Below are 14,342 nucleotides of genomic sequence, written 5' to 3'. Positions count from 1 at the left end.
TAGACCGTCCCCGGTTTGGTGGACAGTGCAGTAGGTTGAGTGAGTTCCTGAACGGACAGGAGCCGGATCATGGGATCCACCCGTCGCCGCTTTACAGACGAGTACAAAGCCAACGCTGTCGCCTTGGTGCTGGATGAGGGCAAGACGATTGCCGAGACCGCACGGAATATCGACATGCACGAGATGACACTGGGGAAATGGGTGAAAAAAGCACGCGAAGCCAGGGACGAGCAGACCCCACCGGATGCCCCGTTGACCGAATCGGAGCGGGCCGAGTTGCAGCGTCTGCGGCAGGAGAACAAGGACGTCAAAGCCGAGAACGCCCACTTGCAGATGCAGGTGAGTTTCGCAAAAAAAGTGGCGACCTGGTTCGCGAAAGACCAGCAGTGAAGTTTGCTGCGATCGCGGACTGGGCCGAGAGTGCTAGTTTTCCGGTCACGTTTATGTGCCACGAGTTGGGCGTATCGACCTCGGGCTATTACAAATGGCGCACGCAGGCGCCGAGCGACCGCGCCACCACCGACGCGACCTTGAGCGCGGTGATCCGGCACCATTTCGATCGCCTGGCCGGCAACCCCGGCGTGCGGCGGATGCATGCCGAGCTGGCCGCGACCGGCCACCGTGTCGGCCGCAAGCGCGTGTGGCGGTTGATGCGGGCTGTGGGCCTGCAGGGCCGTCACCCGCGGGCGTGGAAGCGGACCACCGTGCCGGGCGAGCGGCCGGTGCCGGCGCCGGACCTGATCGGCCGGGACTTCACCGCCGACCGGGTCAACGAGAAATGGTGCGGCGATATTACCTACATCAAGACGTGGGACGGGTGGGCCTATCTCGCGACCGTTATCGACCTCTACTCACGCAAAGTGGTCGGCTGGGCACTGGACACCCATATGCGCACCGACCTGGTCACCGACGCGTTGTCGATGGCGATCACGCACCGTCGACCCCGCCGTAAAGTCATCTTTCACAGCGACCGAGGCACCCAGTACACATCGAAGGAATTTGCCAAGTTCTGCAAGAACAACCGGATCCGTCGATCCCTGGGACGAACCGGTATATGCTACGACAACGCTGTTGCCGAATCATTCTTCGCGACCTACAAGAAAGAACTGATCCACACCCGACCCTGGCCCGAACTGGCGTCCTTGAAGAAGCACACGTTCCGCTGGATCGAGGAGTATTACAACCAAACCGCGCCGACATTCCACCCTCGGCTACTTGACACCCCACGAAAAAGAACTAGGATTCACGAATATCCACGAACTCGCAGCATAAACCCGCTATCCACTTTATCGGGAACGCTCCAGACAGCCTTGGCTGACGGGCTGGCCGCGGAGCTGGAGGGATTGGGGTATGGGCCTGGAGGGATTGGGGTATGGGCCGACGACCGCGGCCGCCCATCTTCGACTCGCGGCGCAGCTGTCTGGGTGGCACTCACTGACCAGCGACGACGTCTCGATACACGGCATCCAATTGAGCCGTGACAGCTTCGCCCGAGAATCTCTCCCGACAAGACTCCCGAATCTGCTCGGCGGGGTGCCGACCTGCCGAGTCCATCATTATCTGCATTGCTTCGGCCAGAGAAACGGCATCTTCGGTCGGAACAATCAACCCATCGCCCGATTGAACAATTGTGGTTGCAGCATCGGTGGCCGACATTATGATCGGCTTCCCGCACGCCAGCGCCTCGATACTAGCAATGCCGAACGTTTCAACCCGGCTAGGCATCACGTGTACGTCGCAGGCCTCCATCCATACGGCGACCTCATCGGGCGGGACTTTGCCTGTAAACTGCACTCGGTCTCGCAACCCAAACTCATCCGCAAGTTCGTGAATCTCTGGGCAATCCGTTCCGCAGAGAACTAATAGAACACGCCGCCCTCCCACGCGCGCTTCAAGACGCGAAAAGGCATCGAGAAGAATGTCCCAACCCTTAGTTGCGCCGCAATAGCCGACCGATAGAAAGATGAACGGATCACCCACTTCCCGCTGGCGTAACGGGACGCGGAAAAACAATTCTCGAACCATATTAGGAACTACCAATACCGGACGGTCAGTGTACAATGACATTGCCTGCGACAATCCCTCGCTCACTGCCATGACCGCGCCAGCTCTCCTGTATCCCAATCGGGTGATGGTCCGCCACGCCGCATTAAGAGAACCCTTGCGGACGCCCGACGAGTGTTCCGTGACGACGTAGGGAATGCCAAGCGAACCGGAAACTGCTAGAGCAATGGGGAGCGCACGAAAGGTATGAGCATGCACAACCTCTGGACGGCTTTCAACAAAGTGCTTGCGAACCGACCAAACGGTGAGAAGCAAACGGTACAGCGAGTTTCCTCGCGGAAACGGTCGAGCATGAACGATGATCCGCTTCACCCCTTCATCATCCGAGACCTCGACCTCTACGCCCCTGTCGGCGTCGAAATGCACATAGACGAGGCTCACATCGTGCCCCGAGCGCGAAAGCGCTATGGCCTGGTCCCTGAAGAAGACTCCTGATCCTGCACCGCTGGGCGTAGCGATCCTTCTACCGAATCCGTAGTACCCTGGAATGATCAAGACCCTCATGTCCAACTCCACCTTTCAAGAACGTGCGCTCTTATATCGACTTTCCGGACCGCTTCGACCGCACCCTTCAGGAATCTGATGCAATCGCCGCAAAAGGATAGTTCTAATTGACCGCCGGCCGAACGCACTCCCACAAAATTCGACACAATCAGCCCCCGAGCGAGATCTTTACCACCCACTTCCTTAGAGCGGCGGCAACTCGAAGCGGTGGCGCCGCTGCCGGACAATCAGGTCGCGAGGCGGCCATGCAGGAGTTCCATCGCCTTAGCATCCTCCAGTCTATTTTTGCGAGTCTTAAGGCGATAAATGAATGGCGCAGGAAGATAATCGAAACGGAGCCCAGCCTCCACACTCTCGACAATCACTTGTGGCACCGGATTGTACGGGATTTCCGCGCGTTGCGCTGCGCCACCAATTGCCTGGTCATCCACCTTAAAATATTCCCAGCATTCATCCAGAGCAAGTTTCTCAACAGCATCGCGACTCAGGATGATGCAAGTTCCTTGCGCATGAGGCTCACCTTGGTCAGCGCCAGAATAGAAGTTCTCGCGAGGAGCTGCGTGAAGAAACTCAACGAGTCTTGGTACATGCAGGTAGGTCGAACTGTTTGTTCTAACCAGATAATCAAACTTTAGGTGCTTCGCAACGAAGCGCAGCCCACTGTGCATCTTCGCGCTCGTGCCTATCCAGAATTCTGGGATATCTGCGCGGATCACGCCTTGATTGATCCGCACAGGCATCCGAATACTGATCCGTCCAGCCAAGGAGTCGAAGCTCTTTCGAAGGCGCATCCTTTCGGCGATCTTCCTCGCTGCCAGAAATATCATCCTCGGAGCGCCTCCGGCAACACCTTGCAGGTGCACTAACTCGACCGACGGAGGGAGGGTGCCGGCCCAGGTCTCGCGCTGCGCTTTCTCAAGGCTCCGCCAAGGTTCACGGTCGAGGGACAGCACCATGATAAGGACCTTCAGATCGTTCGGGCGGCTGTCGCCCTCTCTCATCAAGACGGGGACATCACCAGACATACTTGCTCACCGAGCCTATTCCATCCGACCCTAAGGTGCCAGATTGGCAACACGCAGAGCATGAACCGGTAAACCCTGAACGAGCGTCGTGAAATCGGTGCTCAGATCGAGAATCCCTAGCGGCCATTTTGTCTCCATGAAAGTGCGATCTTGCCTAGGAGTCGCGCTCCTCCCATGGTGGGATAGGCAGCTATCGACCGCACAGCGCTAGTCATCGCCATCAAAGGCTCATCCAGAGCCAGGGATAATACACCTATTCTTCGCCAACGAAAAGCTCTAGCTCGCCTATGCTTCTTAAAGTATGAATCATAATCCACCAGGAGCTTCCTCTGTGCCTCTCTACGTCGCACGGTGCCAATACCATGCCGCACCCCATCATGCCTACGCCAGATCCAGTCCCTCGACTCCAGGTAACGAATTCGATCGGAAACTAGAGTCATCCGGAGCCACCACTCGAGATCCTCTGCCGCTCGATAATTTTCCGCGAAGGGTGGACAAAGATCGCGCGAGACGCTCGTAGCGCCCAGATGTGGTGCTGTTGCATCCAGTATCCAATCGTGAACGGGTCCACTCCCTTGGTGCCATCCAGGCGAATTCTGCAGAGGGTCGTCGAAACTTGTGCCCGCACATACAACGATATGCGCGGTCCGGTGAGCTTGCCGGGCATGCTCGAGGCGTGTGGGCGCCCACGCGTCGTCGTCATCCAAAAACGCCACCCATCGTCCACGCGCGGTCTCAAGACCAAGGTTTCGGGCCGCGGCGGGACCCTGACTTACTTCCACCCGCATCAATCGAATGCGGTAGTCGTCCGGTACTGCCTGCAGAGTCGGGCTCCCATCATCTACAACGATCAGTTCCCAGTCGGGATCCGTCTGGGAACGCACTGACTGGATGGCTTCCGCGAGCATTTCGGCACGGTTGTGGGTTGGAATAATCACTGAGAAGGAAGGCCGACGCATAGGATCACCTCTCCCCGCCTCTGGTTCCAGATCATGCATATCTTTCCTCTTTTTCGCACCACGCCTGCTATGGTCAAGCAAAATGACCTACTAACTCGGTGTAGTTAGTTAGGGATGGACTGCTTCGGACTGTGCAGCCTGCCGCCTCAAAGGTTGACCCTCCTAGCGAACCTCTACCTGAGGCGGATTCTACCGGTCGGCCTGATCGGCCTCACAACAGTTAGTCTGGCTCTGCTGGCCGAGGAGCCTCCCGTGTGATGGATGGCCAGCGAGTCTGGCGGCCAACGGATCCGTGGACGAACCCCGCCTCGTGGAGCCCGTCATGCTTTTTCCAACCCCATGAACTCACTCATCGTCGCCTCCCCGGCGTGCGAAATCCCTGACCGTCGGAACACCGCCGTGACAGTGCGCCCGAGTATCTTCAGGTCGAGGAACAAACTGCGCCGATCGACGTACTCCACATCCAGTGCCAGCTTCGTCTCCCACTCCAGCGCATTCCGCCCCAAGACTTGGGCAAGCCCCGTGACACCAGGGCGTACCTCGTGACGACGCGCCTGCTCGGTGGAGTAACGGCCGAGGTACTGGACCAGAAGGGGTCGGGGGCCGACTAGGCTCATGTCACCCTTCAGCACGTTCCAAAGGGTTGGCAACTCGTCTAAGCTGGTCGCGCGCAGGAAACGCCCGACGGGTGTGAGACGTTCGGCATCGGTGATGTGCGTCGTGTCTGGATGACGCATCGTCCGGAACTTCACGAGCTCGAAGATCACCCCGTCTTTCCCGGGGCGGTCCTGGCGAAACAGCACTGGACGACCGTGCGCAGCTAACACCACCCCCGCGGTGACAGCCTGGATCGGTGCCGAGACCACGAGACCGATCGCGCTCCCGACGATGTCGATGCCGCGCTTGACACGGTCGTAGGACTGGTCAGCCACGTCGACCTGCAAGGAAATCCGCGATGCAGCCAACGACCCGCTCGATCTGCGACTCGCCGAGCACTGAGCCGCTCGGGAGCGACAGCCCCGTCTCGAACAAGCGCTCGCTCGTGCCGTTCAGGTAGCTGCGCGCATCGGCGAACACCGGCTGTAGGTGCATGGGCTTCCAGAGCGGGCGGGCCTCAACGTCGTGCGCCGCAAGATGCAAACGCAGGCCTTCGCTTGAGAAGCCGGCCTTATTCGGGTCGATCAGGATCGACGAGAGCCAGTAGTTGTCGTGTGTGGCGGGCTTAGGCTTCGAGACGCCGCTACGCGGCTCCTCAGCCAGCGTTTCAGTCAGTGGCTTCGAGACGCCGCTGCGCGGCTCCTCAGCCAGCGGTTCACCGAAGATGGCTACGCCTGGGACGTCCGCGAACAGAGCACGGTACCGCTCACGGAGGGCACAGCGGCGTTCGATCATCGAGTCCAGGCGTCCCAACTGCGCGCGCCCCAAGGCCGCAAGTAGGTTTGACAGCCGGTAGTTGTAGCCGATCTCGGTGTGCTCGTAGTGCACAACGGGCTGGCGCGCCTGCGTCGCCAGATACCGCACGCGGGCGGCCAGGTCGCCGTCGTCGGTCAGCAGAGCTCCCCCACCGGAGGTCGTCATCACCTTGTTGCCGTTGAACGACACCGCAGCGGCAGCACCGAACGAGCCTGCCGGCCGGCCATCCCTGGTTGCGCCCAGTGACTCAGCAGCGTCCCAGAGGACTGGCACGCCCGCCTCGGCAACGATCACATTGATCGATTGCGCGTCGGCCACCTTCCCCAACAGATCGACGGGAATGACCGCGCCCACACGGTCCCCTCCGAGGTCGGCCACCGCTTTCCGAAGCAGGTCCGGATCGAGGTTGCCGGTCTCATCGCAATCGACGAAGACGGGCTCGGCCCCGACGTACGTGATCGCATGGGCGGTCGCCGCAAACGTCATCGTCGAGGTGACGACGAGGTCGCCAGGCTGAACGCCAAGGACAATCAGCCCCAGGTGCAGGGCAGCTGTCCCCGAGGACAGAGCGACAGCGTGGGCCCGACCGGTGTACCCAGCCAACTCTCGTTCGAAGGCGTCGACTTCCGGGCCCAGCGGCGCCACCCACCCGGACCGAATGGCACGCACCAGTGCCGCCTCCTCAGCCTCCGTGACATCCGGAGATGAGAGATAGATGCGATCCATCACGCCCGCTGCCTGCTGTCCCGCTGTGAGCCGGTCTGCAGGGATTCGCCCGACTCCAGGCCCGGCAGGACTGCGTTGGGGCTCACGGCGACCACTTGGTCAGCCAGCACCTGTCCCACGCGGGCCTCATCGGTCTCGTCGAAAATGACCTCGATGGGATTGATGACCGGGACGGTCACCTGCGTGATCAGCGGATGCTCGCTCGGCTGCCCGGACTCTGCCTCGCCCAACAGGACCTCGTGCATCTTCTCGCCCGAACGCAGACCGGAGATCACGATCTCCACATCATCGCGCCCCGACACGTCGATCAGGCGTCGCGCGACGTCCATGATCTTGACCGGCTCCCCCATGTCCAAGACCAGCACGTCACCGGGCTTGCCGATCGCCCCGGCCTGGAGCACCAACTCACACGCCTCGGGGATGGTCATGAAGAAGCGGGTCACCTCGGGGTGCGTAACGGTGACCGGGCCGCCGCGCGCGATCTGCGCCTTGAACGCGTGCACAACGGAGCCGCGCGACCCCAGGACGTTGCCGAACCGGACGGAGACATACTCGAGGTCGTACTTCATGGCATACCACGCCGTCACCCGCTCGGCCAGGCGCTTCGTCTGCCCCAGGACACTGCTGGCGTCCGCAGCCTTGTCGGTGGAGACGTTCACAAACCGACGCACACCCGCGCGGTGCGCACACCGCAGGACGTTGAGCGTGCCCAGCACGTTGGTCTTCCAGCCTTCGACCGGGAATCGCTCCAGCATCGGCAGATGCTTCAGCGCGGCCGCGTGGAGAACCACATCGGGTTGGCAGTCCGAAAAGACGCGCTGCAGCGCAGCGTGGTCACGGATGTCACACAACACCGTCTGGTCGTCGTCGAGCAGGCCATTGCCATGGATCGACAACTGGAGCGCGTGGAGCTCAGACTCGTCGCGATCGAGCAGGAAGAGCTTCGTCGGGCCCAACGCATGGACCTGGCGGCTCAGTTCTGCACCGATCGAACCACCGGCGCCCGTGATCAGGACGACCTTGTTGGTGACCAGATCTGCGACCTGGGTCAGGTCTGTCTCGATCTGCCGGCGTCCGAGCAAGTCGACGACATCGAACTCGCGCAACTGATCGAGGCTGACCCGGCCGCCGATCCGCTCCCGAACCGGAGGAATCACCACGAGCTTGGCGCCTCCGGCTGCGGCGGACTCGGAGACTCGTTGCAGCAGGTCCGGTTCCGGGTGGCCCATGGCCAAGATGACCTGCTCGGCCCCGGTCTCGCGGATGAGGCGCGTCAGATCCGCGCCGGTTCCCAACACGCGATAGGTGTGGAGACGCAGATGCTTCTTGTGCCGAGCGTCATCGAGATAACCCACGATCTGATAAGGCGCGTTCGGCGTGGTGCTCACCAAACGTGCGACCTCGGTCCCTGCCTCGCCCGCGCCATAGACGAGCACCGGAACGGCGTCCTTGCTGGCCGCGCGGCGGCGGCTCGGGCCGAAGTAGCCCCGGAACACCCATCGGCCAGCCGCCATCAGCAGCAGAGCGATGGGGGGCATCACGAGCGCGATGCCGTTGGGGAAGCGCGGCACGAGGACCATGAAGGCGATCCCCAGCACCGCGGAAATCCCGAGGACCCCGACCCCGAGCGCGGTGACCTCGGCGAAACTCCCCACCCGCGAACGGCCCAAGTAGTGCTTGGTGACGAACCCGAGCACAACCTGCGCCATCATCAACGCGCCGACGAACGCAAGTGCAGCCGCCCATTGGTCGTCCTTGAGGTGGAAGTCGTAGCGCACCAGCACGAAGCCCGCGAACGCCAACACCCAAGCCAGCAGGTCCCAACCGAGCATTATCGCCCGTTTCCAGAAGACCGGTACTTTCGACATGCCTTTCCCCCCGAATCAGCAGTCAGTGACAACTCGCACGTCAATCTAAACCAACCGGCGGAAAAGGACACTCGTTGTCTCGCCACCGGGGACAGCGAGCACGCCGGTCCCCGGCAGCGTCACAGCGCTGACAGAACCGTCGCGACCAGGATCTTCGTGACCATCGCGGTCGGATACGCGAGCGCGTACCCCAAGCCCACCCGCGGGTCGAAGTTCGTCCGCCCGTTCGCGTACGCCAACAGCGCCGGCTGTGTCTGCATCCCCGCGATCATCCCACCCAAGCGTGTGCCGCCCGACCGGAACACCCACCGTCCGACCACGTACGCCAAACCACTCATGACAAGGGTGATCACCACCCCGAGGAGCAGAATCCGCCACCACGCGCCGGACGTGAACGCCACCGCGATCTGACCCCCCGCCCGTGTCCCGGCGTACGCCAGGAAGACCAGCAACCCGAACTCCATCAGCGTCATCGCCGCAGTGTTCGGCAGGGTCGTGATGACCTTCCCGATCCGCCCGATCCGACCCATGATCAGCCCCAGAATCAGGGTTCCGGCGGCCGCTCCGATCATGAACGTCCCGCCACCCGGGAGCGGCAACGGAAGATGACCAAGGGTCAACCCGAGGGTGAGACCCGGCCCCCGGTCTGGCTGAAGCAGACGAGGATGGACCAATCGGCTAGGTAGGTTCTCCTAGAGCATGCCTCGCTCCAAGACAAGGAGGGCTGACGGTGGAGACGGGCCAGTCAAAGCAGTTCCAAATTCGCGCTCTCCGAGAGGGCGACGAGCAAGCCGTCCTGGACGTTCTTAATCGGGCGTTCCAACGCAGCCTCACCCCACAGTGGTACGACTGGAAGCACCGTCGTGGACCGTGGGGCCCCTCCTCGGGGTGGGTGGCAGAAGCCGCGACCGGCCAGCTCGTCGCAGCACGCCTCTTTCTGCCGTGGGCGTTGTCGAACGAGGCGGAAACAATCCCCATCATGCGTGCAGTCGATGGAGCTGTCGCACCCTCAGCGCAACGCCAGGGTCTGTTCAGTCGATGCGTGACCGCGGAAATGGATGCTCTTAGCGAAGGGCGACGGTCGTCTGCGCTGATCTATTCGACATCGGTTCCGGCCAGCCGTGAAGCATACCGTAAACTCGGGTGGGCGATCACGGATGTCGCCCACACCGCGCGGCCTGTTCGGATCAGCCCGTTCGGAGCAGCCCGACTCGTGTGGGGCGACGCCCTCAGGGCGGGTGAAGTGCCGCCGAACGCGCCATTAGGAACCGCTTGGACATCTGAGTCCCTGCAGTGGCGCACCGCAGCGGAGTCAGGGCACAAGTACAGAAGCGTACGTTTGCACGATGCGAACGAGCCGAACGGCTTGCTACTGCGTCGAACCCACCTCAAGAAGGTGCCCACGCTCTTGGTCGTGTATAGCTGGGGAAGGCCTGCGACCAGAAGTGCTTTGATCAGGGCTGCCTGCACACGGCTGGGCGCACCCGTTGTGCTGTCGGTTGCGGGCCCCGGAGCCCACGGCTGGCAAGTTGGTGCATCGACGATCAGCAGCTGGGCACCACCCACGCACCATGACGCGCGCCTGACCGAGCCCCTCCATTTTGATTTCGCGGACCTAGAGGGCGTGATGTGATCTGAAAGCTCCGTCAGGAACGCATCAGCGCATAGGCTCCTGAGTGTGCACCCGAGAGGATGGCGTCCACCCTCGGGATGCTGGCATCGCTGTTGATGCGCAACCGAGAGAGCCGATGTTGGTCAGCCCTGAGGTTGGCTAGTCGATGGTCAAAGAGCACTGACCCGACGTAATCGAGGTCACGCGCGACGGCAGCCGAGTGGTCGATCCAGTCCCCATTCGGGTAGGCGAAGTATTGGGGATTGAGGCCGCGGCTAACAAACCACTCATGGGCGCGTCGGATCTGGTCTTCTTGTTCGTCGCGCGAGCACTGGTCCAAGCAGGGATGGTCCCACGTGTGATTGCCGATCTCATGGCCAAGAGAGACCCATCGGTTCAGGTCATCGAGCGTTCCGGTCAGAGACTCCCGGACGTCCTCTCGTCCCGTAAGACGCGCTTCGAGCACTGCCGTCTCTAATCGGCGCTCGGCATCAGGAATCCGCTTCAGTCGGCCGTGGGAGAAGCGCTCAGACTCTTCCGTACTTATGAGACCTGCTCGTGACGCCTCGTCAACTGTTTGGAACCAGAGCCGCCCGGGACGCTCCATCGTTGCAGGGTTCACAAACACAGTTGCAGAAATGCCGTGGTTCGCCAGCATCTCACCCGCTGCGAGAGTCGTCGCCAACCCGTCATCAAACGTGAACCACACGGCGTGCCTGGGAAGCGTTCCGCCGCCGTTGAGCGCCCGAGCGATATCCGACCCACTCACTGGCGTGAATCGCTCACAGATGCGATCAACTGCACGCTCGAACTTATCGAGGTCCTCTACACCGTGATAGGCCAGAATTCGAACACGTCCTGGGGTCAACGCCATCCAGGCCGACCGCACTGGCCAGGTGGTCGCCACGCTGGCCAACTTGGCCCGGAACGCTGTTGGCGCGCCCCGCCAAACCCCCGCCAACCATCCGACTCGTCCGGCCACGAATCCCCCTCCGCATTAGCGGTTTCGACCTGATGCCTATGTCCGCGCGTCCCTAGTCACCATGAGACTAGATCATTTAGCCGACCGGGCCTGCGAGACTAAGTATGTGAGAGTCCTTCACGTAATCGACACTTTGGGTGGCGGAGGGGGCGCCGAGCACGCCTTACGCCTGCAACTGCCAGAACTCGCCCGAAGGGGTATCGATTCTCATGTGGTGTGCCTTCGATCCCGGGGCGGCCCGCTGGCTGAATGGGTGAGTAATGAAGGCACGCCAGTCACTGTCCTGGACGCCAAGAGCAGGCTCGACCGGGCGCGCCAGTTGCGGAGCGTGATCAAGGCGACTGAGCCGCATCTTGTGCATGCGACGCTCTTCGAATCGTGCCTGGCGAGCCGATTGGCGACTCCCCGAAACGTGCCGCTGTTGAACAGCCTCGTTAACACGTCGTATGTGCCGTTGCGCATGGAAGCGAGCGGACGCGCTATAGCCGCGAAGTACCGACTCGTTCGGCTGGTCGACAGGCTCACAGCCGGCCGCGCTGATCACTTTCACACTCTCACGGCGGCTGTAGTGGAGGAAGCTCAACAGGCACTCGGGATTCCGCCCGGCAAGATCACCGTGATTCCCCGCGGCCGCTCGTCGACGGCGATGGGTGAACGCTCGAAAGAGCGGCAGGACCGCGTCCGATCAGATCTGGGGCTCTCCCCCGAGGATCTCGTCGTGCTGAATGTCGGCCGCCAGGACCTCCAGAAGAATCAAGTGGGACTGGTTCGTTCCTTTGCAGAAGTCCGAGAGCAGACTCCCAACGCTGTCTTGGTCATCGCAGGACGCGAGGGGACGTCCACCCAGGAAATCAACGCGCAGGTGGATGCCCTCGGCCTGTGTGACGCCGTCCGGCTCCTGGGCTATCGCACGGACGTTGCGGATCTGATGGCTGCGGCCGATGTCTTCGCGTTCCCGTCCCTCTTCGAGGGCTTGGGGTCAGTGCTCGTCGAAGCGTTGGCGCTCGGACTGCCCATCGTGGCATCTGACGTTCCGGCGATTCGAGAGGTCCTCGACGACGGTCGTGCGGGCCGTCTGGTCGCCGTCCAGGATGATGCGGCACTCACTGAGGCGCTGGTTGCAATTCTCTACGACGGTGAAGCGCGCGAAGCTCTGGGGACCCGGGGCAACGCCCGATTCCGCGAACGCTTTGAGCTCGACAAGGTGGTCGATGCGACCGTCGAACTCTACGAACGGCTGGCGGGCGGACCCGGTCGATAGCCGATGGGCGTGCGCTCGCCGCGCGTCACAGCGCCGACAGCACCGTCGCGACCAGGATCTTCGTCACCATCGCGGTCGGATACGCCAGCGCGTACCCCAAGCCCACCCGCGGGTCGAAGTTCGTTCGTCCGTTCGCATACGCCAGCAGCGCCGGCTGCGTCTGCATCCCGGCGATCATCCCGCCCAACCGGGTGCCGCCCGAGCGGAACACCCAGCGCCCGACCAAGTACGCCAAACCGCTCATGACAAGGGTGATCACCACCCCGAGGATGAGGATCCGCCACCACGCGCCGGACGTGAATGCCACCGCAATCTGGCCCCCTGCGCGAGTCCCGGCGTACGCCAGGAAGACCAGCAACCCGAACTCCATCAGCGTCATCGCGGCGGTGTTCGGCAGGGTCGTGATGACCTTCCCGATCCGCCCGATCCGGCCCATGATCAGCCCCAGAATCAGGGTTCCGGCAGCCGCTCCGATCATGAACGTCCCGCCGCCCGGCAGCGGCAACGGAAGATGACCAAGGGTCAACCCGAGGGTGAGACCTAGACCGCCGGCGACCGGGTTGATGTCCGACAACCCCCGGGCCGAATCCCCCACATAGTGCGTGACGTCGGTCATCTGGTCGCGGTGGGCGATCACGCGGATCCGGTCCCCCAGCTGCAGGACACTGTCCGGCATCGCGACCATGTCGACGTCGCCGCGGCGGATCCGGGAGATCGTGGCGCCGAACCGCTTCTCGAGGTGCAGCTCACGGATCGCCCGCCCGGCCAGCTTGGGGTTCGAGATCGTCATCCGGCGGAAGTCGAGTTCCCGACGGTCGGCAGACAACTGGTGGGAGGACCGGTGGCCGAGCTCGCGAGCGACCTGGGCGACGTCCTGCTCGGGGCCGACGACGGTGACCACGTCCCCGGGCCTCAGCTCGGTGTCCGGGTCGAGAATCTCGGTCGGCCCTTCCTCCGTGCGGCGGATTCGGTTGAACCGCACGCGCCCGTCGTGGATCCGCACGAGGGCGTCAGCGACCGGGTGATCGGTCCGCTCGACGCGGACGGCGAGTTCGATGAGCTCTTGGGGTACGTCGGAGTCCTTCTTGCCGTAACTCAGCGCCGCGGAGACCGCCACCAGGACGCCGAGGACGCCGAAGATGTAGGTGACCGAATAGGCCACGGTGGCTTCGGGGGTGCCGCCCGCCGCCGCGAGGGCAGGGGTGTTGGTGAGCGCCCCCGCGTAGGCCCCCGCGATGGTGCCGGCGTCCAGGCCCAGCACTCGGCCCACGGGGACCGCCACAGCTCCTGCCGCGATGAGCATCGCCGCGACGCCGAGCATCAACGGCCAAGAAGTTCTTAAGGAATGGAAGAAGTTCGGGCCGGAGGTGATCCCGATCGCGAACGCGAAGATGGCCAGGCCGAGGTCACCCACGACAGCGGGGACCGCGATCTCGGTGCCGAACGCCACCCCGGCCGCGGTGATGCCGATCGCAGCGAACAGGACCATCGCGGCACCGAGGCGTACCTTCCCGAACGGGATCTGCCCCAGCGCGGCACCGAGCCCGACGACGAGGAACAGATAGATGAGAGGCATGTCAGCGAGAAAGCTGAAGACCGCGCTCAACGGACGACTCCTTGCGTGAGAACCGCGCAACAGCCTAATCCGATCGGGCTGGCGGGTGTCCCTTCGAGACGGCCTACGGCCTCCTCAGGGAGCGTTCAAGACGGCCTACGGCCTCCTCAGGGAGCGTTCGAGACGGCCCACGGCCTCCTCAGGGAGCGTTCGAGACGGCCTACGGCTCAGGAAGCTAGGGTCTTGAGGGACTCGGGGGAGGATCTTTGACGCCACGCACTGGATCACGAACGAAACTCGCACTCTGCGTCGTGCTGACGTCCATCGTCGCCACGGCCTGTTCCACGACGGCACCGACAACGGCTGGTCCGGG

Annotated in this window: 13 protein-coding genes; 4 read left to right on the top strand and 9 right to left on the bottom strand. The window is 62.6% G+C overall.

Annotated elements, in window-relative coordinates; translation table 11 throughout:
* Positions 1–69 precede the first annotated feature (69 nt).
* Together ACQ260_RS14215 and ACQ260_RS14210 are read left to right on the top strand one after the other, a co-directional pair.
* Complete coding sequence (locus ACQ260_RS14215; protein WP_432560114.1) at positions 70–390, top strand: transposase; 321 nt, start codon at positions 70–72, stop codon at positions 388–390.
* Entirely contained in the window at positions 387–1,481 is a 1,095-nt protein-coding gene (locus ACQ260_RS14210; protein ID WP_432560113.1) for an IS3 family transposase, read from the top strand. Before ACQ260_RS14215 ends, ACQ260_RS14210 begins: the two co-directional genes overlap by 4 nt.
* Here the strand turns inward: ACQ260_RS14210 and ACQ260_RS14205 are convergent.
* The 7 genes from ACQ260_RS14205 to ACQ260_RS14175 all read right to left on the bottom strand — a co-directional run bounded on the left by ACQ260_RS14205 (position 1,432) and on the right by ACQ260_RS14175 (position 9,179).
* Positions 1,432–2,568 carry a glycosyltransferase gene (locus tag ACQ260_RS14205; RefSeq protein WP_432560112.1) on the bottom strand — a complete coding sequence of 379 codons (1,137 nt, stop codon included), beginning with the start codon at positions 2,566–2,568 and terminating at the stop codon, positions 1,432–1,434. The two genes, ACQ260_RS14210 and ACQ260_RS14205, sit on opposite strands and share 50 nt — an antisense overlap.
* A gap of 227 nt (positions 2,569–2,795) precedes the next feature.
* Positions 2,796–3,524: a hypothetical protein gene (locus ACQ260_RS14200; protein WP_432560111.1), complete on the bottom strand. Its 729-nt coding sequence runs from the start codon at positions 3,522–3,524 to the stop codon at positions 2,796–2,798.
* 185 nt (positions 3,525–3,709) lie between these two features.
* Entirely contained in the window at positions 3,710–4,552 is an 843-nt protein-coding gene (locus ACQ260_RS14195) for a glycosyltransferase family 2 protein (RefSeq protein ID WP_432560142.1), read from the bottom strand.
* 320 nt (positions 4,553–4,872) lie between these two features.
* Entirely contained in the window at positions 4,873–5,484 is a 612-nt protein-coding gene (locus ACQ260_RS14190; protein WP_432560110.1) for a sugar transferase, read from the bottom strand.
* The gene (locus ACQ260_RS14185; RefSeq protein ID WP_432560141.1) at positions 5,477–6,691 is read right to left on the bottom strand and encodes a DegT/DnrJ/EryC1/StrS family aminotransferase; all 1,215 of its coding nucleotides are present in this window, start codon (positions 6,689–6,691) and stop codon (positions 5,477–5,479) included. The genes ACQ260_RS14190 and ACQ260_RS14185 overlap by 8 nt, the downstream gene beginning before the upstream one ends.
* A complete protein-coding gene (locus ACQ260_RS14180) occupies positions 6,691–8,559 on the bottom strand; it encodes a polysaccharide biosynthesis protein (protein ID WP_432560109.1) in 1,869 nt (622 codons plus the stop codon). The genes ACQ260_RS14185 and ACQ260_RS14180 overlap by 1 nt, the downstream gene beginning before the upstream one ends.
* A gap of 119 nt (positions 8,560–8,678) precedes the next feature.
* On the bottom strand, positions 8,679–9,179 hold the full coding sequence (locus ACQ260_RS14175; RefSeq protein ID WP_432560108.1) for an aspartate-alanine antiporter-like transporter: 501 nt from the start codon (positions 9,177–9,179) through the stop codon (positions 8,679–8,681).
* Between the two features lie 110 nt (positions 9,180–9,289).
* On the opposite strand from ACQ260_RS14175, the gene ACQ260_RS14170 reads away from it, so the two are divergent.
* Positions 9,290–10,192: a GNAT family N-acetyltransferase gene (locus ACQ260_RS14170; RefSeq protein ID WP_432560107.1), complete on the top strand. Its 903-nt coding sequence runs from the start codon at positions 9,290–9,292 to the stop codon at positions 10,190–10,192.
* 13 nt (positions 10,193–10,205) lie between these two features.
* Here the strand turns inward: ACQ260_RS14170 and ACQ260_RS14165 are convergent, their stop codons facing one another.
* On the bottom strand, positions 10,206–11,078 hold the full coding sequence (locus ACQ260_RS14165; RefSeq protein WP_432560106.1) for a polysaccharide deacetylase family protein: 873 nt from the start codon (positions 11,076–11,078) through the stop codon (positions 10,206–10,208).
* 136 nt (positions 11,079–11,214) lie between these two features.
* Between ACQ260_RS14165 and ACQ260_RS14160 the strand changes: the two genes are divergently transcribed.
* Positions 11,215–12,414, top strand: a complete 1,200-nt coding sequence (locus tag ACQ260_RS14160) for a glycosyltransferase family 4 protein (RefSeq protein ID WP_432560105.1) — start codon at positions 11,215–11,217, stop codon at positions 12,412–12,414.
* A 25-nt stretch (positions 12,415–12,439) separates the two neighbouring features.
* Here the strand turns inward: ACQ260_RS14160 and ACQ260_RS14155 are convergent, their stop codons facing one another.
* On the bottom strand, positions 12,440–14,020 hold the full coding sequence (locus ACQ260_RS14155) for an aspartate:alanine exchanger family transporter (protein ID WP_432560104.1): 1,581 nt from the start codon (positions 14,018–14,020) through the stop codon (positions 12,440–12,442).
* Positions 14,021–14,342 lie beyond the last annotated feature (322 nt).

The organism is Ammonicoccus luteus (assembly GCF_050880385.1).
GTDB lineage: Bacteria > Actinomycetota > Actinomycetes > Propionibacteriales > Propionibacteriaceae > Enemella.
The sequence above is the reverse complement of the archived record's forward strand: the minus strand, read 5'-3'. Positions and strand labels throughout refer to the sequence as shown.